This window comes from Aquimarina algiphila (assembly GCF_007489275.1).
In the GTDB taxonomy this organism is placed as follows: Bacteria; Bacteroidota; Bacteroidia; order Flavobacteriales; family Flavobacteriaceae; genus Aquimarina; species Aquimarina algiphila.
Genome location: NZ_VLNR01000014.1, coordinates 63266 through 85652 on the forward strand (window position 1 = coordinate 63266; position 22387 = coordinate 85652).

The following is a 22387-nucleotide window of genomic DNA, read 5'->3' on the forward strand; positions in this document are numbered from 1 at the left end:
CAAAGAAGTGGATAAAAAGATGTTTTGCTTCTTTGCTTCTTATTATGATTGGATTATGTATAATAATGATATTTCCCCAAAGCGATTTTAAAAAGTTGGTAAGACAAACAAATTATGACTTATCGCAATACCATAAATTACAAGAATATAAAAAGTATTATGCACTTAATGATGTCGGACTAACAAACAAAGAGATTCATAAGATTAAGAATTCATATCATAAAGAGAATTTGTCAACCAATAAAGACTCTATTATAGCATATTCTATAATTGGGTATTATAAAGATAGGATTATTAATAATCTTCAAAAAATAACAAACCATAAGACCTTTACAAAAAAAGATATCACAGCATTACTAGATGATGATTTGATCAAAATGGTAAAGTCTGATGATAACAAATTATTCCATTTTTCATTTGATGCAAAGGTATTTGGAGTGTTATTTAGAGAGCAAGTTTCTATACTATACTACGATGATTATAAATGGAATAAGGGAAAAAGTATTCATAGCCATAAAGAAAAGAAAACACTATATGAATTCTATCCAAATAGCTATAACACTATAGATACTATTCATACCAATACAGGGGTCAACTATGTACTGTTTGGACATGATAAGGTAAGAGGAAATAATTTCATGGATCATATTAGTCTTTACACCTATGAGAAAGGTAAACTTGTCCACAAATTCAATTATTCTTTGGCCCATGAAGGAGATGAATATGCAATCAAATATGACAAGATAAATCATGTTATTGATGTGGTATATACACCAAATGAAAAATATGCTACATCGATAGATTGTTATTGTGAAGAGGAAGAGATTATTAAACTATATAACAAAACACAAACACTCAAAAGATGTGCCTATTCCTTTAAGTTTACTGGAGATACTTTTGAATTGGTAGATTAAAAGAATCAAAACGCTAAATTGAAAATCATTAATTTAGGTGAGAAATTAAGTAAAAAAAGGGATTTGTACTAGCAAGAAAAAAGCAGCTGGAGTTTTTATGACTTCGCTACTATTTGGTATTCCCGGAGTATGTTTTGTAATAAACATTCACATAATGAATTAGAAAGAAAACCAGAATGAAATCAATATTCATAGTATTAACAATAATGAGTGTTCTATTGGGATGTAAATCAAAAGAAAGAGATTTTGATTTCAAAGGTGATACCAAGGAGTTGATCAGGTTAGAATTACAAGAATTAAATATTGGGATTTGGATTCCGAAGAAACATACTCTGATAAAAAGAGGAAATTATATCAATGTAATTTTAGATCCGAATAAAAGATATAATAAAAGTTTTACTATCAAAAAAACAAATCCGGATACTCAAAAAAAACAATATCCAAAGTATGTGAAATTAAAAAACGGGATAGGTATATTTTATGAAACCTTTGTTGCAAGCAATCCGGGAAGTAGTGGAGGTAAAATATATGATCTAAAAGGTTTTTTTGAGTTTAGAAATGAAATGTTTCTAGTAACATCTTCACAATTAATAGAATCTGGAGGAGGTAATGCCGAATTTTGTTTCGAATATATATCTTCTATAGAAAAATTAAAATAATAGTGATGAGACATATATATAAGATTACAGTTTTATGCTTTGTTCTTACCTCTTGTGTGAATTCGCATAACAACAATACGCTTACAAGTGTAGAAATAGAAAGCACAGAAGATAGGGTAGCAACGCTCAAAAGAGAAATAGTAAGCAAATCAGAGTTTCATGATGCCGAATTTTTATTGTTCAATGTAAATGGGTTTGCGAACTCCAGAGTAACGGGCATTCCCGGGCCATCATCTTGGAATTATCGGTTTGGCATAAAAGTAAAACCGTCAGAAATTAAGAACTGGATCGCAGACTTTACTAGAATTGACGCTAAAGAATATACTTTTGATTGGACTAATGATCTAGTTGTCCATAGAAACCAAAATTGGGAAAGAAAATCAGTACCAGAAGTCTATAAAAGAGAAGACGGTAATACGTTTATCGTAGTATATCAAAAAGAGGGAATAGTATTTAAACAGATACTAGGAGAGTAAAAGCAAATTAAATTTAAGAATAGAAATGCATCATATATTGACAAAAACGATAATAATTATTAGTCTTCTTTTGTGTAGCACAAGTTATACACAAAAGAAAGAAATAGATACAAAAACGAACCCAAAAACGTCTGCAACACCTGATACCCTTAGAGTTGGATATACATATTGGTGGCCACAGTCAGGTCCATTCATTGGTCATTGTGGGGATAAGTATGCATTAGTTTTTTTAGGTACTGTTCAGCATATTGATAATCCGATTAAAGATAATGATGTACTCTATACATCCCAAGAAGGAAGTATTAAGATTGATGAGGTATTAACGTCCAGAAGTCTGAAGAAGAAAATGTATGACAAACAGAACTTTTTTGTTTCTGATTGTTTTTATAAACAAGATGTAAAAGAAGGAGATCTGGTACTGGTTTTTTGTTATGAATATGAAGATAATTATAGCATTCCCGGAGGAAAGTCAATACTAAAAATTAAGGATAGTAATGATGCTGTTGTACAATCTATTAAAAGATATATTATATCTGATCAGAACGCATTAGAGTTAAAAAAGGATATAGCTCTATGGCAAAACTATGGTTTAGAAGCTGACGCAAAACGTATAATTGCGTGTAAAGAAGCAATGGATTGATCTCTTCTTAGTAATCGATAACCTCTTATATTTTAAATAGATATTCAAAAAATGTATTACACCAGTATTTAACTCTTAAAAATAGAGTCAAATACCTCAAAAAATGTCCGGATTCTTTGAAATTCAAACTTTTCGGATACTACATATTCTTACCCATACTAGGTTTGTGTCATTAACTTTTAAAAAATTATAAAATGAAAGCAATAACAAATTTAGTAAAGGGTATGATGATAGTGATGGTATCACTATTAATCTTTTCTTGTTCTGATGGAGAAGACGGAGCTATTGGACCTGCAGGTCAGAATGGGATAGACGGGATTGATGGCACAAATGGAACAGACGGCAATGATGGAGCTGATGGTGTTGATGGACCTCCAGGGACAGCAAACGTAATTTATTCAGATTGGATTCCTGCAGATTTTCCAGGAGGAATAGATTCTGATAAAAGTATGTTATTATTAAGTAGTCTAACGGCATTTGATAAAGATACTGATGCTATTTTGGTATATGGGCGTAATCCCGCGAATGCCCTATTTTTTAATGTTTATGAACTTCCTTATTTTAATGTAGATAATGAAGAGTTTTATGGTATAGAAATGGGTGAAGGAACTGGTTTTGAATCTTTGCGAGTTAGAGGTCAAACAACAGATGGACTTTTAAAAGCGTTTAGTTTTTTTGATGATTTTAGATATGTAATCATTCCTGGAGGAGTTTCAACAAATCCTACCTCTTCTGCTACAAAATCTTCAATAGACTATTCATCTATGTCCTATGAAGAAGTCAAAACCTTGTTTAATATTCCAGAATAATATTGATAACCAATTATTAATTAGATTTTATAGCGAGTACTATTCCCCCGTAGTATTCGCTATTGTATAAAAGAAGATGTTATGAAATATTTAGTAATGTTTGGCCTATTGTTTATACTGAGTTGTAAAAGCGATGATGATTCTAGTGGTTTAAACACATTAGACATAGCGTATGAACAAAATTTCATTGAGACAAGTTTTTTAGAAGCGGGAGAAACTGCTCCTCCATTGGTAAATTGGTCAGGAGAGAAGGTAACGTTCTCTGCTACAACATTACCAAATACTGCACCAGATGATTTATTTAATATAAATATGTCTATTGATGAAGAAACAGGTGTACTTTCATGGGATAGATCGATCCCTTTGGGTAAGACCGATATTTTTATAACAGCATCCAATGCATTAGAAAGCACAACAGTATTGGTTACTATTAATAATACTTTTGTTGAAGGTTTATTTTATGGTGGGTTTAATGATGATATATCAGATGAGCCAAATACATCTACGACCACTAGCGACGGTTCCTTGGCTCTTTCAAAAGAAGGTACTGCTGGATTATTAATAAGTAGCGATGGTGATATAATTTCTATAGATGGGACTTGGACTATAGATGAATCACTTATAACAATTAATTTTAATACTAATAATCGAGTATTAAAAGGTATTATGAATGGTGAAAATGATGAGCCGGCTGCTACGTTTATTGGACAATGGGGAGAAGGATTGGATCAAAACAATAATATTGAAAATCTTAAGGGGGCATTTAGGTTTATCGGTGAATTTATTAGTGAATAAAATGACATAAAAACTTTTTTTGTTTTTTACTATTAAAGAAAGATGTCAATTCCCGATAGATATAGGCGATTTCTCACAAGGGGTTAACTTTTTATCTCTTGAAAATGAAAAAACTAGATTAACTTATAAAGTTGTAAAATAAACTATTTCAAATTAAACTAACTTAGTGTCATAAATATATATTGATTATGACACTTACCATGAATATTCCAGCATTATTATTCCCTGCAATATCTCTTACAATGCTGGCGTATAATGCAAGATATTTAGCTATTGCAGCCTTAATACGACAATTACATAGCGAATACCTTTCTTCTCCTTCAAAAAACATAGGGTTACAAATTAAAAACTTAAGAAAACGATTATGGTTAATTAGAAATATGCAAGCGATTGCGATTATAAGTTTTCTAACCAGCGTAATCACTATGTTTTTATTATATGTAGAACATATGAATTGGGCAAATATAGTATTTGGAGTTAGCTTGTTTTGCCTTATGCTGTCGCTTTTTTTATCTTTTGTCGAAGTTCAGATTTCTACCAAAGCATTGGCTATCAGGCTTGACAGAATAGAAGAAAATAAATAAGAAATTCTTATCTTGTTAGTATAATTATTTTTCATGCTTCAAAATGAACTTTTTAATAATGTAATACGAGATTTCAATGCTGGATATTGGGAGTTGTATACTAATCCTGATAAAGAAATCTGGTCAAAGAAGTTCTATGAAAGCCTTGGATATACCCAGAAGGAAATACAATCCACAATCGATTTTTTTTTAGAGCATTTAATACATAAAGAAGATGTTGATGTATTTAGAGATAATTTTCTTAATTATAGACGTAATAATGTAAATTTTAAGCAACATATAAAGATCCAAACCAAAACAGGAAATTATAAACTGTTTAGATGTGCAACTAATGATGAATTACCGGTAAATATAAAATCCGAAATTAATCTTATATTTTTTTTCGAAATAAAGCTTGAACCAGAACAGAATATAGCAAAAGACAATTTCTATTACAAAGAAACTGCTCAAATGACAGAAACCGGCAGTTGGTATGTAGATTTTCACAAAAGAAAAAGCTATTGGGATTTTGAAACTAAGCGAATATTAGAATACCCAGATGATTATGTGCCTTCTCTAAAAGACTCTGCAAGTTATTATGCAGAAGATTCGCAACAACAGGCTGCGGATTGTTTTTTTAATTGCGCTATGGCCGGTACACCTTTTAATACTGAAATTAAGATGGTGACCGCTAACAAGAGAGTTTTTTGGGTGAGAGCGATAGGAAAACCAGTATATAATGAGAGTAAGGAGATTATAGGAATCAGAGGTGTTTTTCAGGATATTGATGATATAAAGAAGAAAGAGTTAAGTCTTCAAAAGTCTATAGATATTATCGCTTCTCAGAATTCTCGGCTTTTTAATTTTGCACATATTGTATCTCACAACCTACGGTCGCATACAAGCAATTTGTCCTTGTTGGTTCAACTCATTGAAGATATAGAAGACCCAAAAGAAAAAATAGATCTTATTAAAGAGATCAAGCAAATATCCTATAGTTTAAATACAACTATTGAGCACCTTAATGAGATTGTAGCCATTCATACAAATAAAGATCAAGAAAAAAAGATAACCAAATTTCAGGATGCGCTTAATTTGGTAACCAATGGTATTGGGCAAATGATTGCTGTTGGTAAAACAAAAATCAAATCAGATTTTAAAGCTCTAAATGAGATTAATTATATCCCTGCGTATCTGGAAAGTATTCTATTAAATCTCATCACAAATGCAATTAAATATAAGCACCCGGATAGAGATGCGATCATTGAGATTAAATCATATAAAGAAGAAGGTAAAGAGTACCTAAAGGTCACCGATAATGGAAGAGGAATTGATATGAACTTGTTTAAAGATAAAATATTTGGGATGTATAAGACATTTCATTATAATAAGGATGCAGTAGGAATAGGCTTATTTTTAACAAAAAATCAGGTAGAATCTTTGGATGGAAAAATTACTGTAGAGAGCGAAGTAGATAAAGGCACAACATTTATAATAGAATTTTAAAAACAAATACCCAACCTCACAATTATGAGTCATAAAATTGGATTAGCGTGTATTATTGACGATGATAGTATGTATGTAAATCTTGTAAAAAGGATTGTAGAAGCAAAAAATCTTTGTGAAAACCTAATGGTTTTCAAAAACGGAAAAGATGCTCTTAATTATTTTGAAGCTATTCTAACCAATTTGGATAAAAAAAGCATTCCCGAGATTATTTTTTTAGATTTAAATATGCCAGTAATGGATGGATGGGAGTTTTTAGAAAACTTTACCAGTATCAAAAACAAACTTGGAAAAATAATTACACTTTATATTGTAAGTTCTTCGATTAACCCAGTGGATATAGAGAGAGCAAAAAATATTAATTCTGTTAAGGATTATCTTGTAAAACCAGTTACTATAGAAGACTTAGAAGCTATTTTTTTAAAACAAGCACTATAAAAAAAGACCTCACTTTATGAGGTCTTTTTTAGATATATATTTATTATACGCCCATCTTAAATTTGTGATACTCTAAGAGTATTTACCATTCCTTTTGCAGTTATAGGCATTGCAGCAAGATTGATTAACATATCTCCTTGCTCAACAAACCCACGATCTGCGGCTATTTTATTAATATCCTCTACTGTTTCATCAGTACTAACAAATTTGTCATAAAATAAGGCCTTAACACCCCATAAAAGACTAAGCTGAGAAAGTATTCTACGATTACTGGTAAAAACTAAGATATGAGCATCTGGTCTCCATGCAGAGATTTGAAATGCAGTATATCCACTGTTGGTTAATGTACAGATAGCCTTAGCATCAATATCATTAGCCATATGCGCGGCATGATAACAAATTGATTTAGTAATAAATCTATTTGTTCGTATATGCGGAGGGTTTTGAGGAACTGATATTAATTCTGAGTTTTCTACGCTGTTAATAATTTTAGTCATGGTTTCTATTACCTGCACGGGATATTTTCCTACTGAAGTCTCCCCTGATAGCATAACAGCATCTGCACCATCCATTACAGAGTTTGCAACATCATTCACTTCTGCACGTGTTGGAGTAAGGCTATCGATCATAGTTTCCATCATCTGAGTAGCAATAATCACAGGGATTCGAGCAGTTTTTGCTTTAAGAACCAATTTTTTCTGAATTAAAGGTACTTCCTGAGCAGGGATTTCTACTCCCAAATCTCCTCTTGCAACCATTAATCCGTCACAATATGCTACAATTTTATCGATATTTTCTACACCTTCAGGCTTCTCAATTTTAGCTATAATTGGGATTTTATCTTCGCTATGTTCCTTAATCAAATCTTGTAATTCGATGAGATCCTGCGCATGTCTTACAAAAGATAATGCCATCCAATCTACACCTTGTTCACAAGCAAAAATGGCATCTTTTACATCTTTTTCTGTTAATGCAGGTAACGAAATATTGGTATTAGGGAGATTAACACCCTTTTTGGATTTTAATGGCCCTCCTTGTATTACTTTGGTTTTTACCGTGTCTTTTTTATTTGTAGAAACAACTTCAAAAATTAATTTACCATCATCTAATAATATACGTTCGCCGGCTTTTACATCTTTCGGAAAACTTTCATAATTCATGTACACTTGTTCAGAAGTGCCTTCAAAAGGTTTACCAGTCACAAAATTGATAAAATCACCATCATGAACAATGATATCACCTTTCATAACACCTACTCTTAATTTAGGACCTTGTAAATCTCCTAGTATTGCAGCATTAAAACCATGTTCTTCGCTTAATTTTCGTATAATTTTTATGCGTTCCTTTACATCACTGTAATCAGCATGAGAGAAATTTATCCTAAAAACATTTACACCTGCTTCTAGCATCTTTTTTAAAGTCTCTTTGCTACTCGTTGCTGGTCCTAGGGTAGCAACTATTTTGGTTCTTTTACTTTTTGGCATTATTCGAATATTAAGTTGTTCTTTGATTTAAGTTGAGTGTATTCTACACTATATGCAGTAATAACTTGTGAGATCGTTAGCAATTGGGTTACTAAGGAACTATTTGAAAATTTTGATGTTTCTGTTTCTATTTTTAGAAAATAATCTACATTCTTTAATTCTGGAATTAAATATTTTGTAGTATATGTTTCTTCTATAGTATTGAATAAGCCATCTGCAATATGATTTTTTGAAACGCCTAAGGCCTGAAATTTATTGGCCAAAAGACTATATGTATTATATTGAAAATGGTCCTCATATTGATACAACGGAAAATTTGCTGTAAAGTCAGGATATTCAAAATTAATATCTTCTTTTTTTCTAAAAAGTTTTAAATTAAGGTTTTTGTTTAATAAAAAGGCTAATCTATATGAAGCTAATGAACAATGAATAGCAATAAGTTCATAATCATCATCTTCTAAGGTATCTAATACTAATTTCTGAATAGCCACGCTGAATTTTTGTTTCAGAATTAGCACGAAATATACAAATAAAATCACCTAACGGGTTTAATAAAACATAAAGTTATTTCACGAAAACGATTGAGTTAGTATCTTTTAACGATAAAAACTGTAGTTTTTCTGATGAGTCTATATTTTATATAAGTATTGTAAGAAAAAGCAGTGACATTAGAGTATGTTTATAAAGAATACAAACTTCAACCGATTAATGTCAAAAAGCATGATGTTAAAAAAGTACTTTAGATATTAATCTTGGATTGAAATGCAAAATAAGCTCTTTTTGAAGCTTTTTCTTCTGCTTTTTTCTTTGAAGTAGCTCTTGCTTTTGCAACTACTTTTTCATCAATCCAGAGTTTTACAGCAAAATGCTTCATTTCATCTTTACCGGTGTCCTCATATACCTCATAATTGAATACCTTTTTTTCTTTTTGACACCATTCTATTAGTAGACTTTTGTAACTGATAATTTGGCCTTCGAGACTTTCGATATCAACATAAGGATCGATAACCGCTTCTTTAATAAAGCGTTCACAGTATACAAAACCTCGATCAAGGTAAATGGCACCGATTAGTGCTTCAAAAAGGTTTCCATGAATATTTATTCCAAATTGAGATTTAGGAATATTGGTTCTTACTAATTCGATTAGCTTAAGGTCTTTACCAAGTTCGTTAAGATGTTTTCTACTCACTACTTTGGCTCTCATTTTTGTAAGGTACCCTTCATTACCTTCTGGAACTTCTTTAAATAAGTGAGCAGCAATAACACTACTTAACATGGCATCTCCCAAAAACTCCAATCGCTCAAAATTAACAGCATTTCCTTTTTTATCTTTTAGGTTTAATGACCTATGGGTAAATGCTTTTTCGTAGGGAGCAATGTTTTTTGGCTTAAATGCTAATATTTTTTGAATTTTGGAAAAAAAATTCCCGTTCTTTTCAGAGCGGGAATTTAATATGTTTCGAATAACATTCATTATTCTTTCAATTTTTTAAATAACACACATGCGTTATGACCTCCGAAACCAAAAGTATTACTCATTGCGTATGTAATATCACGTTTTTGAGCTTTGTTTAAGGTCAAATTTAACGATGAATCTATGTTTTCATCCACTGTAGTGTGATTGATTGTAGGAGGCACAGTACCTTTTTGCATTGCCAGAATAGAAGCAATAGCTTCTATGGCTCCAGCAGCACCAAGTAAGTGTCCCGTCATAGATTTTGTTGAATTGATATTAATGTTAGGTGTGTGATCTCCAAAAACTTTAGTAATAGCTTTCAATTCTGCAACATCTCCCAAAGGAGTAGATGTTCCGTGAGTGTTTATAGCATCTACTTGTTCTGGTGTTACCCCTGCATCTCTTAAACAATTAAGCATCACGCGCTCTACACCAATTCCGTCTGGGTGTGGTGCTGTCATATGATAAGCATCACTAGACATTCCACCTCCTACAACTTCAGCATAGATTTTAGCACCTCGTGCTTTTGCGTGTTCATATTCTTCAAGAATAAGAGCTCCACTGCCTTCTCCAAGAACAAAACCATCTCTGGTTGCGTCAAATGGTCTAGAGGCAGTTTCTGGACTTTCATTTCTTGTAGATAACGCGTGCATAGCATTAAATCCTCCCATACCAGCAATAGTTACTGCAGCTTCACTTCCTCCTGTAATAATAATATCACAATGTCCTAAACGTATATAGTTTAGTGCATCGATCATTGCATTAGCAGAAGAAGCACAGGCAGAAACCGTTGTGTAGTTAGGCCCCATAAAACCGTTTCTGATAGAAATATGTCCAGGGGCAATATCGGCAATCATTTTCGGGATAAAGAAAGGATTGAAACGTGGTGTTCCATTTCCATTGGCATAACCAATTACTTCTTCCTGAAAAGTTTCTATTCCTCCGATTCCGGCACCCCAGATTACACCAACTCTAAATTTGTCAACCTTCTCAAGGTCAATAGCAGCATCTTTTATAGCTTCTTCTGAAGATACAATGGCATACTGAGCAAATTTATCAAGTTTACGTGCTTCTTTTCTATCAAAATAATCTGTGGGATTGTAATTTTTGATTTCGCAAGCAAATTTAGTCTTGAAATGCTCGGTATCAAAGTAAGTAATAGGAGCACAACCGCTCTTACCATCTACTAATCCATTCCAATATTCATCAATATTGTTACCGATAGGTGTTAACGCACCTAGTCCTGTGACTACAACTCGCTTAAGATTCATATTTTGTTGTGAAGTTATTACTTTGCGTCTTCAATATAAGATATTGCTTGACCTACTGTTGCAATGTTTTCAGCTTGATCATCTGGAATCTGAATATCGAATTCTTTTTCGAATTCCATAATCAATTCTACAGTGTCTAACGAATCAGCGCCTAAATCGTTTGTGAAACTAGCTTCATTTACAACTTCGTTTTCGTCTACTCCTAATTTGTCAACGATTATCGCTTTTACTCTTGATGCAATGTCTGACATAATGTTTAATTTTAATTTTTTAATTAGGTGGCAAAAATAAAAAACTTTATTTTAAAACCCCACAATCCCATAAAAATGTATTCGTATTTTATCAAATATAACGAAGTATTAGCTTTTTGCTACCTAAAAATGGATAATAATTATTTTTTTTGTGTTCTCTAATTAACAATTTTATCATACTATGAAGCGTATCGTAATTTTTGCTTCCGGCTCTGGTACCAATGCCGAAAATATAATCAAATACTTTCATGAACGAAATATTGCCGAGGTCACTCATGTGTTCTCTAACAACCTGCGTGCCAAAGTGTTGAAGCGTGCTCATGACCTGAAAGTAAAGGCATTACACTTTGACAAAACGTCATTTTATCAGACAAATGAAGTATTAAATATTCTAAAAGATGCAAACCCTGATGTAATTGTATTGGCAGGGTTTTTATGGATATTCCCAAAAAAAATTATCGATTTCTTTCCAAATAAGGTCATCAACATTCATCCTGCTTTATTACCAAAATATGGAGGAAAAGGGATGTATGGACATCATGTTCATGAAGCTGTGGTAAGAAATAAAGAAAAAGAAAGTGGTATTACGATCCATTATGTCAATGAGCATTATGATGAAGGAGGCGTTATTTTTCAAGCCAAAGTTGCAATTTCAGAAGAAAATTCTGCAGAAGATGTAGCTAATGCAATTCATGCTTTAGAATATAAACATTTTCCGGTCGTTATAGAAGAACTTCTGTTTTCTGATAAAAAAAGTAATGAGTAGTGAGTATTTAGTATTAAGAAACTGAAGAAAATTGTATAGTAACCTTAAATTTAATTATTTATTGTAGCGTTCGAGCGGGCTATACGTTACAATTCCTCGTATTGTAGCCCTTCGACAAGCTCAGGATGACAATACTGTGGGATTTTCACTACTATCCCTAACGCAGAAAATGATTTGGAAGATAATTTCTATCAAAGATTTAAATTATGGCTAAGAAAGAAAAATTTTATGTGGTCTGGGAAGGTCACAAACCAGGGATTTACACAAAATGGGATGATTGTAAAGCAGCAGTAAAAGGATACGCCAATGCAAAATATAAGTCTTTTGATTCTTTTGATATAGCCAAAAAAGCATATCAAGGCGATTACGACGATTATAAAGGTAAAAGTAAACCCAAAAAAACACTTACTGCCGCACAGTTATCAAAAATAGGAGAACCAAATTTATATTCTATTGCCGTAGATGCTGCTTCTAGTGGGAATCCGGGGAAGATGGAATATCGAGGTGTAGATACACAAACCGAAAAACAATTATTTCATCAAGGTCCTTTTAGAGAAGGAACTAATAATATAGGAGAGTTTTTGGCCTTAGTTCACGGTTTAGCATATCTTAAAAAGAAAAAGAGCGATCGTATTATTTATTCTGATTCTAGAATTGCTATTGGATGGGTAAAACAAAAGACATGTAAAACAAAATTAAAAAGGAACTCTAAGAATAATGAGGTATTTGATCTTGTAGATCGTGCAATACAATGGCTAAAAGAAAACTCATATACCACTACAATTGTAAAATGGGAGACAAAGGCTTGGGGAGAAATTCCTGCAGACTTTGGGAGAAAGTAAAATAGTCTAAAATTACGTATTCACGATATTATATATAAAAAATGCCCGGTAAAGTCCGGGCATTTTTATTGATGAATACAAACATTGTATTTAAAATTCTTTATCTAGTTATTCACAGGAGGGAATACTGTATTACTTTTTGCAGCGGCAGATGTACCACATGCTCCAAGATTATTCCATCCACTAGATGTTCTCTGGTATAAAGTTCCTTGATAGGTTACTTTATCTCCAACAGAATAAGATGTATTACGATTATATGCAGCTACCCCATCACAGATATCACTAGGAGCAGGAGTACCACATGCACCAAGGTTATTCCATCCGCTAGATGTTCTCTGGTATAAAGTTCCTTGATAGGTTACTTTATCTCCAACAGAATAAGAAGTATTTCCATTATATGCCGCTACACCATCACAGATATCGCCTCCTCCAGTGTTAGTCTCTGGATATATAGTGGCGATAAAGGACTTGTCTGTTGCAGATAATTGTGTGTTACTTCCTACAGCAACACCATCTGTAGTGTGTTCTGCAGGAATAGGGTAGTGCATTATTGATTTTGGATCATATACACTATGGTTAGAGATATTTGCATCATAACGTCTGAATAGATTGTTATCTACCTGTGCTCTACTCCAGTTATTAGGTGGTCCTGCATAATATGCATAAACAGCTTCTCTATCCCAGTTAATTCCTGCTACAGGGTTTTGATGCTCATGAATTAAGCCAAGAGCATGTCCAAATTCGTGAATTGTAGTTCTTCTAAATTCAGTATCAGTTGTATTGTCGTTAAACCATCCAAAATGCATACTATGTGCATGACTATTAGAATCAGTTCCTAAATAAGACCAGGATCCGCCATCATTTGCAAATTGACCTTCTTTGAAACCAATTTTGATATTTGCACTGCTGTTTGAGGATACCCATTCAAATTTAATATTCGCATAACTTTCCCATGCTACAGCATATTGTCTTACTTTGGATTGTACAAAATTGTTTCCATTTAAAAATTTCACTCGGATAGTTTGACCAGCTTCCCATTCCTTTGCTTTAACACTTGCAGCTTTTGAATTATTTTCGCTAGTGTCCCATTTTTCGATACATACATGAGCATTTTTTGCATCTGCAAATTGATTTGTTTCGATAATGTCTTCAGAATCTCTTTCACAGTTGAATAATAAAACCGAAAGCATTGTAACTAAAACGAGTTTAGTTAAATTTAATTTTTTCATAATTTAATTGAAAGTTTGAGTTTGTATTGAGTAAAGAACGCTATTTTTTTAAGTTTATTTTAACATTTTTATGATTTTAACATAATAATTGTATGGTTTATATCTTGTTTGCTAAAAATGAGAGATAGTATAAAAAACTGTTTTAAAGTGTGTTATATGTAGTATGGAATACTGTTTTTTGGCCGTTATTATAATGAATATTTGAGAAGAATAGAGTTTGATCTACTGCAATAAAAAGCTAAATCAGGGTGGTTAAATATTATAGACAAAAACTTAGATATAGATTCTCGCAGGTTTTGTAAGAGAATAATAATAGATGTTTTAATGCTTTGTAAAACAGTTATTTAACATGTTTTAACATATGTGGGAGTAAGTAAGGAGATACCTTTTTCTACTAAACTAATGTTTGAAATAAGAAATTCAATTTCAAAAAGGTTTAATGTTAGAACGTGTAATACTATGAAAAAGATCTATTATTTATGTATTCTAGTCCCCATGTTAACTTTTGGTCAGTCGCAATGGAAACTTGCAAAAGATAAGGAAGGAATTCAAATATGGGTAAGGGGTTTTAAAGATAGTCCATATAAAGAATATAAAGCAATAACGAGTGTAAAAACCTCTCTAAAAGGCGTAGTTGACGAATTACTTGAAGCTCCGGAGTATATGGAGAATTGTAAAGAAGGAGTTAGTCATTTGGTAAAAATAAATAATGATAAAGAATATGTTTTTTATGCAAGAAATGAGTTTCCTTGGCCTGTAAAAGATAGGGATGTGGTCTCTAAGCTTCGGATTCAAAAAATCTCGAAGGATAAAATCAAATTATATATAGATGCAGCTCCAGAAGAAGTCCCTGTGTTAAAAAGTACGCTTAGAATTCGGGAATTATCTGGTCATTGGTTATTGGAAGAACATGAAGGTAAGGTGAAAATTACACAGCAACTCTATGTAAACCCCGAAGGATCACTACCTCCTTTTATTACAAATTCTCTATTAGTAACAGGACCTTTTAAAACATTTAGTACACTAAAAGGAACACTTGAAGATATTGATTCATGAGGACGATCTTAGAAGACTTTATTTTTGATCAATTTACTTGAAAGTAAAGCGTATATTTGCAAAAAAATTATAACGCTATTTTATGAGCAAATTACTTATTGTAGGCTCTATGGCCTTTGACGCTATTGAAACCCCTTTCGGGAAAACTGATAAAATCTTAGGAGGAGCTGCCCCTTATATCGCGCTTTCTGCATCTAATTTTAATGTTTCTTCTGCTATCGTTTCTGTGGTTGGTGAAGATTTTCCGGTTGATTATCTCGAATTGCTTAAGAAAAAAAATATTGATACTTCTGCAGTAGAAATTGTTAAAGGGGGAAAAACATTCTTTTGGAGTGGTAAATATCATAATGACCTCAATTCTAGAGATACTATAGAAACTCAGCTTAATGTTCTTGCCGATTTTAACCCTATTGTTCCTGATAGTCATAAAGATTCGGGAATTGTAATGTTGGGTAACTTAAACCCATCAGTACAACTTGGTGTTTTGGAACAATTAACAACCAAACCAAAGCTTGCGATATTGGATACTATGAATTTTTGGATGGAAGATGCTTTTTTAGATGATCTTTTAAAAGTAATAGCAAAAGTAGATGTTATCACCATAAATGATGAAGAAGCAAGACAACTAAGTGGAGAATATTCGCTCGTAAAAGCTGCTAGAGCAATAGAAAAGATGGGACCAAAATATGTGGTTATTAAAAAAGGAGAACACGGAGCTTTATTATTTCATAATGAACAAATTTTCTTTGCTCCTGCTCTGCCATTAGAAGAGGTTTTTGATCCTACTGGAGCTGGAGATACTTTTGCTGGAGGGTTTTCGGGATATTTGGCCAAAACAGATGATGTTTCATTTGAAAACATGAAAAAAGCAATTATTCATGCTTCAAATCTTGCATCTTTTTGTGTAGAAAAATTTGGGACAGAAAGAATGGAAAACTTAGATAGGGAAGAAGTTCAAAGGCGACTTCAACAATTTAAGGAATTAACGCAATTTGAAATAGAATTGTCTTGATATATAAAGGTTAGCCCCAAAGCAATTGTTTTGGGGCTTTTTTAATTATGGTTTACATAACACAAACACAACAACGTTTAGAATTTTTGGAATACAATGAGTGATGCGTTAAAACACGAATGCGGTATAGCATTTATAAGACTATTAAAGCCGTTAGAGTATTATAGAGAAAAATACGGGAGTGCATTTTATGGAGTAAATAAAATGTATCTGATGATGGAAAAACAGCATAATCGTGGTCAAGATGGAGCAGGGTTTGCAAGTATTAAATTAGACACAGCACCTGGCGAACGATATATAAGTAGAGTCCGATCGAGTGAATCGCAGCCTATACAGGATATTTTTTCGCAGATTAATGATAGGATTAATAAAGAATTAGTCGACCACCCAGAATATACGGATGATGTCGAGCTGCAGAAAAAAAATATACCCTATATAGGTGAAGTTCTTCTTGGACACGTGCGTTATGGTACATTTGGTAAAAACAGTGTAGAAAGTGTACACCCGTTTCTAAGGCAGAATAACTGGATGCATCGTAATCTTATCGTTGCCGGTAATTTCAATATGACTAATAATGATGTATTGTTTGATAATCTGGTTAGGTTAGGACAACACCCTAAAGATAAAGTGGATACGGTAACTGTAATGGAAAAGATCGGACACTTTTTGGATTCTGAAGTGGCCAAACTATATAAACAACTAAAAAAAGAAGGGTTTAATAAAATTGATGCTTCTCCTCAAATTGTAGAACGGCTCAATGTTGCTAAAATTCTTAAAAAATCTTCAAGAGATTGGGATGGCGGATATGCTATGGCCGGGATGCTGGGGCATGGAGATGCTTTTGTGTTAAGAGACCCAGCCGGAATTCGACCAGCGTATTATTATAAAGATGATGAGGTGGTTGTAGTAGCATCAGAAAGACCGGTTATTCAGACGGTTTTTGATGTGTCTTTTGACGATGTGCAAGAGTTAGATCCTGGAAGAGCAATTATCGTCAAAAAGAATGGAGACACTTCTATTCGCAAAATTATTGATCCATTAGAAAGAAAAGCATGTTCATTTGAACGAATCTATTTCTCAAGAGGGAGTGATGCAGAAATTTACAAGGAAAGAAAAAATCTGGGGAAATTAATTATGCCTCAGGTTTTAGAAGAAATCGATCATGATACTATAAATACGGTTTTTTCTTTTATTCCAAATACGGCAGAAACCTCTTTTTATGGGATGGTAGAAGCTGCACAGGATGAGTTAAATAAGCAGAAAAACGAAACTATACTTTCTGAAAAAGAATCATTAACAGATGAACGATTATCAGAAATTCTTTCCTCTAGATTGAGAACAGAAAAAATTGCAATAAAAGATGCCAAGCTACGTACTTTTATTACAGAAGATAGTAGTAGAGATGATCTGGTAGCTCATGTGTATGATGTAACATATGGTGTGGTAAAACAAGATGATAATCTAGTGATTATTGATGATAGTATTGTAAGAGGGACAACACTCAAAAAGAGTATTATCAAGATGATGGATAGATTAAAGCCTAAGAAGATTGTTATTGTTTCTTCTGCGCCACAAATTCGTTATCCTGACTGTTATGGGATTGATATGGCAAGATTAGAAGGTTTAATTGCATTTCAGGCTGCGTTAGAGCTTTTAAAAGAAAATGGGAACTACGATCTGGTAGAGCAGGTTTATGAGAAATGCAAAGCACAGGAAAATTTAGAAGATGCAGAAGTACAAAATTTTGTTAAAGAAATCTATAGTGGATTCTCTGATCAAGAGATAAGTGATAAAATATCAGAACTTTTAAGTGATAAAACAGTAAACGCCAAAGTAAAGATTATTTATCAAACCGTTGACAACTTACATGTAGCCTGCCCTAAGAACCTTGGGGACTGGTATTTTACTGGAGATTATCCAACGATTGGAGGGAATAGGGTTGTAAATAAGGCGTTTATAAATTTCTTTGAAGGTAAAAACGAAAGAGCTTACTAAAAAAAGAAAAAAGATTGGTGTTAAAATTGGTTAAATTGTGTATTTCAACAATTATTTTAACCTTTCGTCTAAAACATTTTTTCACAATGAAATAACGTTCTATATTAGCAGAGCCATAGCATAAGTAGGTTAAGTTCATGGTAGATTTGGGGCAAAAAAAGGTGGACTTTCCACCTTTTTTTATTTTATGACATTTCTTAATATTCTAGATATAAAAAAAGAGCTGCAAATTTGCAGCTCTTTCTTATGAATCAAATAAGTTATTTATTTTCCTTGTGCATATCTGCTTGAAACCTCATTCCAATCAATTACATTAAAAAAGGCAGAAACATAATCAGGACGGCGGTTTTGATAGTTTAGGTAATATGCATGCTCCCATACATCTAATGCTAAGATAGGAGTTCCTCCACAACCAATTCCTGGCATTAAAGGGTTATCTTGATTAGGAGTAGAGCATATTTCTACCTTTCCACCAGGATGTACACATAACCATGCCCATCCAGAACCAAATCTGGTACCAGCAGCAGTAGAAAAAGCATCTTTAAAAGCATCAAAGGATCCATATGCTGCGTTTATTGCATCAGCAAGTTCACCAGAAGGTTTCCCTCCACCATTAGGAGACATTATCTCCCAAAATAAATTATGGTTGTAATATCCTCCACCGTTATTTCTAACAGCAGCATTAGACATATCAAGATTGATAAGAATGTTGTCGATATTTTTACCTTCAAGATCTGTCCCTTCAATTGCAGCGTTTAATTTACTAGTGTAACCAGCATGATGTTTATCATGGTGGATTTCCATGGTACGAGCATCTATATGAGGTTCTAACGCATCAAATGCGTAGTTTAATTTTGGTAATTCAAATGACATATGTTATTATTTTGATTAATAAAATAAAAATGACATCAAATTTAACAATTAGAGCGATGAATAAAAATTTATAGTTGTTATAAATTAATTAAAACCAATATCTTGATGAAACAGATGCTTTAGTGCCTTCTATATTTATAAGGTTCTGTGAGATAAAAATGAAGGGTTTTAGTATTTTAGTAAAAAAAAGAATTGAGCTCTACAACGTCTTTTACGGTTTATAATGCTGCTGCCGGAGCAGGTAAAACATATACTCTTGTAAAGGAGTATCTCATTACATTACTAAAAGGAGAGTTTAAAGAGAGTTACAAGAACATCTTGGCGATTACCTTCACGAATAAAGCTGTTGCAGAGATGAAAACCAGGGTTTTAGAAAACCTTGTAGCGATTAGCCAACCGAGTACGCCAGAAAAATATCAGGATCTGGTACAAGAATTAATTACTGCAACCAAGATTGAAGAGCAACAATTAAAAAAGAAAGCCTTTAATATCTTAAGAAGTATTCTGCATAATTATGCAGCATTTGATATCGTAACCATAGATACGTTTACCCATAGGGTCATAAGAACATTTGCATACGATCTGGGGATACCAATGAATTTTGAAATAGAAATGGATACAGATTCTTTAATTGAAGAAGCTGTGGATGCTGTAGTGGCTCAAATAGGAATAAATGAAGAGCTTACTAAATTAATCATTGATTTCGCGATTAGTAAACTTGAGGAAGACAAAAGCTGGGATATTACAATTGAACTAAATAAAATTGCCAGACTTTTATTTAGCGAAAATGACCGAGATCATCTCAATAAGCTTTCAGAGAAGACAATTGATGATTTTGATAAACTTAAAAAACTCTTAGGCCAAAAAATTATAGATTGTAAAAAAAATATTATTTCTGGATCAAACGCTGTATTGCAATTAATAAAAGAGAAAGAGATAGAATATACAGATTTTACACGTAGCTCTATACCTAATCATTTTATAAAGCTTGCAGAAGGTGATACAAAAGTTGATTTTAAAGCGGTTTGGAAACAAAATATACATGAAGCCTCATTCTATAGCGCAAAATTAGACAGTTATCAGAAGGATAAAATAGATAGTATTCGACCTTTGATAGAAGAAACCTTTTTGGCCACAAAACAAATATTGATAAAGATAAATCTTTTTCAGAATAGTATCAACAACTTAACACCTCTCTCTGTTTTAAATGCTATTAATAAAGAGTTACTAAGTATTAAAAAGGAAAGAAAGATTTTATTAATATCAGAATTTAATACAATAATAAGTAAGGCTATTCAGGATCAACCCGCACCATTTATTTATGAACGTCTGGGGGAACGATACAGGGATTATTTTATTGATGAGTTTCAGGATACATCAGAGTTACAATGGAATAATATGATTCCGCTTATTGATAATGCTGTTTCAACAGAAACCTTAACCGGAAAAAGAGGGCAGGTTACAATAGTTGGAGATGCAAAGCAAGCTATTTATAGATGGAGAGGAGGAAAAGCAGAACAATTTATAGAACTGTCATCGAATAAAAACCCTTTTTCGACTCAAGAAAAAGAAGTCCTTGATTTGCCAAAAAATTATAGAAGCCATGAAGAGATAATCAAATTTAATAATAACTTATTTACTTTCTTATCTGCCGATTTTAGTAACACAAAACACCAGGAGCTTTATATACAAGGTAATAAACAACAGGTTAACGATAAAAAAAATGGATACGTAAATATATCTTTTGTTAATGCAAAAAATGTAGCCGAAGAAAATGAGATATATCCAGAACGAGTATTCGAAACTATTATTGAACTTGGAGAAAAAGGATATCAACTCAACGAGATTTGTGTTATCGTACGAAAACAAAAAGAAGGGGCAATAATTGCAGATTTTCTAACTCAAAAAGGATTGTCTATCATTTCTTCTGAAACACTATTGATAGCAAATTCTCCTCAGGTAGGATTTATTATTGATATGCTTACATGGTTTACACAGTCTGATCACCTTCCTTCAAAAATTAACGTATTACACTTTTTGACAGAGCAATTTTCAATAGAAGAAAAACATTCGTTTTTGCAAAAAATGATAGGAAGAGATAAACACTCTTTTTCTTTAGAATTAAAGTCTTTAGGGGTTGATTTTGATTTTGATATACTAGCGGCAAAACCACTTTATGATGCAACAGAATATATCATTACCAGTTTTTTTCTTAAAGATGTTACAACAGCATATTTACAATTCTTTCTTGATGTTGTATTTGCTTTTTCTCAAAAACATACAGAAGGTATAATAGGGTTCCTTTCTTATTGGAACATTAAAAAAGATAAATTAAGCATAGTGGCTCCAGAGGCAGAAAAAGCCATTCAGATTATGACCATTCATAAAGCAAAAGGTTTAGAGTTTTCTTGTGTTATTTATCCATATGCCAACATAGATATTTATAGAGAGTTAGAGCCAAAAACATGGTTGCCAGTGAATAAAGAGCATTATGTCGATTTTGAAGAAGTTTTTATAAATTATAATAAAAGTATATCTGACTATGGTGACGAAGCCAAAGAAATTGTTTTAAACCGACAAGCTCAGTTAGAATTAGATGCCTTAAATCTGTTATATGTTGTATTAACAAGAGCAAAAGAACAAATGTATATTATTTCTAAACTGGAGTTAAATACTAAAGGAGAAAGTAATCCAAACACTTTTTCTGGAAAGTTGATAGCATATTTAAAAAATATAAATAGATGGGACGCTGAAAAAAAAGAGTATCCTTTTGGAAATCCTATAAGACCAAATATTCAAAACACAGATAAAAAAAGTAAGACAAAAGTGGTAAAGCTATCTCGATTAGAAGATTTATCCAGAAAGCATAAGGTTAATATCGTTACCAATTCTGGTAAATTATGGGATACTTCGCAACAAAATGCAATAGAGAAAGGTAATTTGATACATGACCTTATGGCATCGATAGAAACATACCAAGATGTTAAGCGAGTTATTGAAGAGGCTTATAAAAAAGGAGAAATCGCTATTGACGAGAAAGAAATACTGTATAAAGAAATAAAAAACATCATTAATCATCCACAGCTTGCTACATATTATTCGATTGATAATATTGTATATAACGAAAGAGATATTATTTCTAATGGAAGATTATTTAGACCAGATCGAGTAGTAGTTGACAAGAATAATATGACGACAATACTAGATTATAAAACAGGTGCTTATCATAGTTCGCATGCAATACAATTAGAGAAATACACTTCGGTTCTTGAGGAGATAGGGCATACAATTAAGGATAAAATTTTAATTTATTTTAATGAAAATATCACTTTAAAACACATATAAATAAACC

22 protein-coding genes are annotated in these 22387 nt (G+C 32.4%); 15 read left to right on the top strand and 7 right to left on the bottom strand.

The genetic code is table 11. The annotated features are described in order from the left end of the window. The first annotated feature begins 95 nt into the window (after positions 1-95). The 9 genes from FOF46_RS08905 (at position 96) to FOF46_RS08945 (ending at position 6800) form a co-directional block, all read left to right on the top strand. Entirely contained in the window at positions 96-914 is an 819-nt protein-coding gene (locus FOF46_RS08905) for a hypothetical protein (RefSeq protein ID WP_143916206.1), read from the top strand. Positions 915-1090: 176 nt separating this feature from the next. Further along, the gene (locus tag FOF46_RS08910; RefSeq protein ID WP_143916207.1) at positions 1091-1573 is read left to right on the top strand and encodes a hypothetical protein; all 483 of its coding nucleotides are present in this window, start codon (positions 1091-1093) and stop codon (positions 1571-1573) included. Positions 1574-1578: 5 nt separating this feature from the next. Next, positions 1579-2049, top strand: a complete 471-nt coding sequence (locus FOF46_RS08915; protein ID WP_143916208.1) for a hypothetical protein — start codon at positions 1579-1581, stop codon at positions 2047-2049. A gap of 25 nt (positions 2050-2074) precedes the next feature. Continuing rightward, positions 2075-2689: a hypothetical protein gene (locus tag FOF46_RS08920; RefSeq protein ID WP_143916209.1), complete on the top strand. Its 615-nt coding sequence runs from the start codon at positions 2075-2077 to the stop codon at positions 2687-2689. Between the two features lie 194 nt (positions 2690-2883). Further along, positions 2884-3498, top strand: a complete 615-nt coding sequence (locus FOF46_RS08925; protein WP_109436323.1) for a collagen-like protein — start codon at positions 2884-2886, stop codon at positions 3496-3498. Positions 3499-3579: 81 nt separating this feature from the next. Next, on the top strand, positions 3580-4293 hold the full coding sequence (locus tag FOF46_RS08930) for a hypothetical protein (RefSeq protein ID WP_143916210.1): 714 nt from the start codon (positions 3580-3582) through the stop codon (positions 4291-4293). Between the two features lie 188 nt (positions 4294-4481). Further along, a complete protein-coding gene (locus FOF46_RS08935) occupies positions 4482-4877 on the top strand; it encodes a DUF2721 domain-containing protein (protein WP_143916211.1) in 396 nt (131 codons plus the stop codon). Between the two features lie 33 nt (positions 4878-4910). Continuing rightward, on the top strand, positions 4911-6362 hold the full coding sequence (locus FOF46_RS08940; RefSeq protein ID WP_143916212.1) for a sensor histidine kinase: 1452 nt from the start codon (positions 4911-4913) through the stop codon (positions 6360-6362). Positions 6363-6386: 24 nt separating this feature from the next. Further along, the gene (locus FOF46_RS08945) at positions 6387-6800 is read left to right on the top strand and encodes a response regulator (protein ID WP_143916213.1); all 414 of its coding nucleotides are present in this window, start codon (positions 6387-6389) and stop codon (positions 6798-6800) included. 56 nt (positions 6801-6856) lie between these two features. On the opposite strand, the gene pyk is transcribed toward FOF46_RS08945, so the two are convergent. From pyk to FOF46_RS08970, 5 genes are all read right to left on the bottom strand, one after another. After that, positions 6857-8284 carry a pyruvate kinase gene (pyk, locus tag FOF46_RS08950; protein ID WP_109436328.1) on the bottom strand — a complete coding sequence of 476 codons (1428 nt, stop codon included), beginning with the start codon at positions 8282-8284 and terminating at the stop codon, positions 6857-6859. Beyond that, positions 8284-8775 (bottom strand): IPExxxVDY family protein, encoded by a 492-nt coding sequence (locus FOF46_RS08955; protein ID WP_160114167.1) that lies wholly within the window; start codon positions 8773-8775, stop codon positions 8284-8286. The genes pyk and FOF46_RS08955 overlap by 1 nt, the downstream gene beginning before the upstream one ends. A 248-nt stretch (positions 8776-9023) precedes the next feature. Then, positions 9024-9758, bottom strand: a complete 735-nt coding sequence (gene rnc / locus FOF46_RS08960; RefSeq protein ID WP_109436330.1) for a ribonuclease III — start codon at positions 9756-9758, stop codon at positions 9024-9026. Beyond that, complete coding sequence (fabF, locus tag FOF46_RS08965) at positions 9758-11011, bottom strand: beta-ketoacyl-ACP synthase II (RefSeq protein ID WP_143916214.1); 1254 nt, start codon at positions 11009-11011, stop codon at positions 9758-9760. The genes rnc and fabF overlap by 1 nt, the downstream gene beginning before the upstream one ends. Positions 11012-11028: 17 nt before the next feature. Next, positions 11029-11262: an acyl carrier protein gene (locus FOF46_RS08970; RefSeq protein WP_024768509.1), complete on the bottom strand. Its 234-nt coding sequence runs from the start codon at positions 11260-11262 to the stop codon at positions 11029-11031. Between the two features lie 181 nt (positions 11263-11443). Here FOF46_RS08970 and purN point away from each other — a divergent pair, with 181 nt between their 5' ends. Together purN and FOF46_RS08980 are read left to right on the top strand one after the other, a co-directional pair. Next, positions 11444-12028 (top strand): phosphoribosylglycinamide formyltransferase, encoded by a 585-nt coding sequence (purN, locus tag FOF46_RS08975; protein WP_143916215.1) that lies wholly within the window; start codon positions 11444-11446, stop codon positions 12026-12028. Between the two features lie 206 nt (positions 12029-12234). Next, positions 12235-12870: a ribonuclease H1 domain-containing protein gene (locus FOF46_RS08980; RefSeq protein ID WP_143916216.1), complete on the top strand. Its 636-nt coding sequence runs from the start codon at positions 12235-12237 to the stop codon at positions 12868-12870. Positions 12871-12974: 104 nt separating this feature from the next. Here the strand turns inward: FOF46_RS08980 and FOF46_RS08985 are convergent, their stop codons facing one another. Next, entirely contained in the window at positions 12975-14099 is a 1125-nt protein-coding gene (locus FOF46_RS08985) for a carbohydrate-binding protein (RefSeq protein ID WP_143916217.1), read from the bottom strand. Between the two features lie 459 nt (positions 14100-14558). On the opposite strand from FOF46_RS08985, the gene FOF46_RS08990 reads away from it, so the two are divergent. The 3 genes from FOF46_RS08990 to FOF46_RS09000 all read left to right on the top strand — a co-directional run bounded on the left by FOF46_RS08990 (position 14559) and on the right by FOF46_RS09000 (position 18162). Then, complete coding sequence (locus tag FOF46_RS08990) at positions 14559-15155, top strand: START domain-containing protein (protein WP_167571776.1); 597 nt, start codon at positions 14559-14561, stop codon at positions 15153-15155. A gap of 82 nt (positions 15156-15237) precedes the next feature. Then, positions 15238-16167, top strand: a complete 930-nt coding sequence (locus FOF46_RS08995) for a PfkB family carbohydrate kinase (RefSeq protein WP_109436340.1) — start codon at positions 15238-15240, stop codon at positions 16165-16167. A gap of 96 nt (positions 16168-16263) precedes the next feature. Next, positions 16264-18162 (top strand): amidophosphoribosyltransferase, encoded by a 1899-nt coding sequence (locus FOF46_RS09000; RefSeq protein WP_109436341.1) that lies wholly within the window; start codon positions 16264-16266, stop codon positions 18160-18162. 264 nt (positions 18163-18426) lie between these two features. On the opposite strand, the gene FOF46_RS09005 is transcribed toward FOF46_RS09000, so the two are convergent. Continuing rightward, the gene (locus FOF46_RS09005) at positions 18427-19035 is read right to left on the bottom strand and encodes a superoxide dismutase (RefSeq protein ID WP_109436342.1); all 609 of its coding nucleotides are present in this window, start codon (positions 19033-19035) and stop codon (positions 18427-18429) included. Between the two features lie 192 nt (positions 19036-19227). Between FOF46_RS09005 and FOF46_RS09010 the strand changes: the two genes are divergently transcribed. After that, complete coding sequence (locus FOF46_RS09010) at positions 19228-22380, top strand: UvrD-helicase domain-containing protein (protein WP_143916219.1); 3153 nt, start codon at positions 19228-19230, stop codon at positions 22378-22380. The last annotated feature ends 7 nt before the right edge of the window (positions 22381-22387 follow it).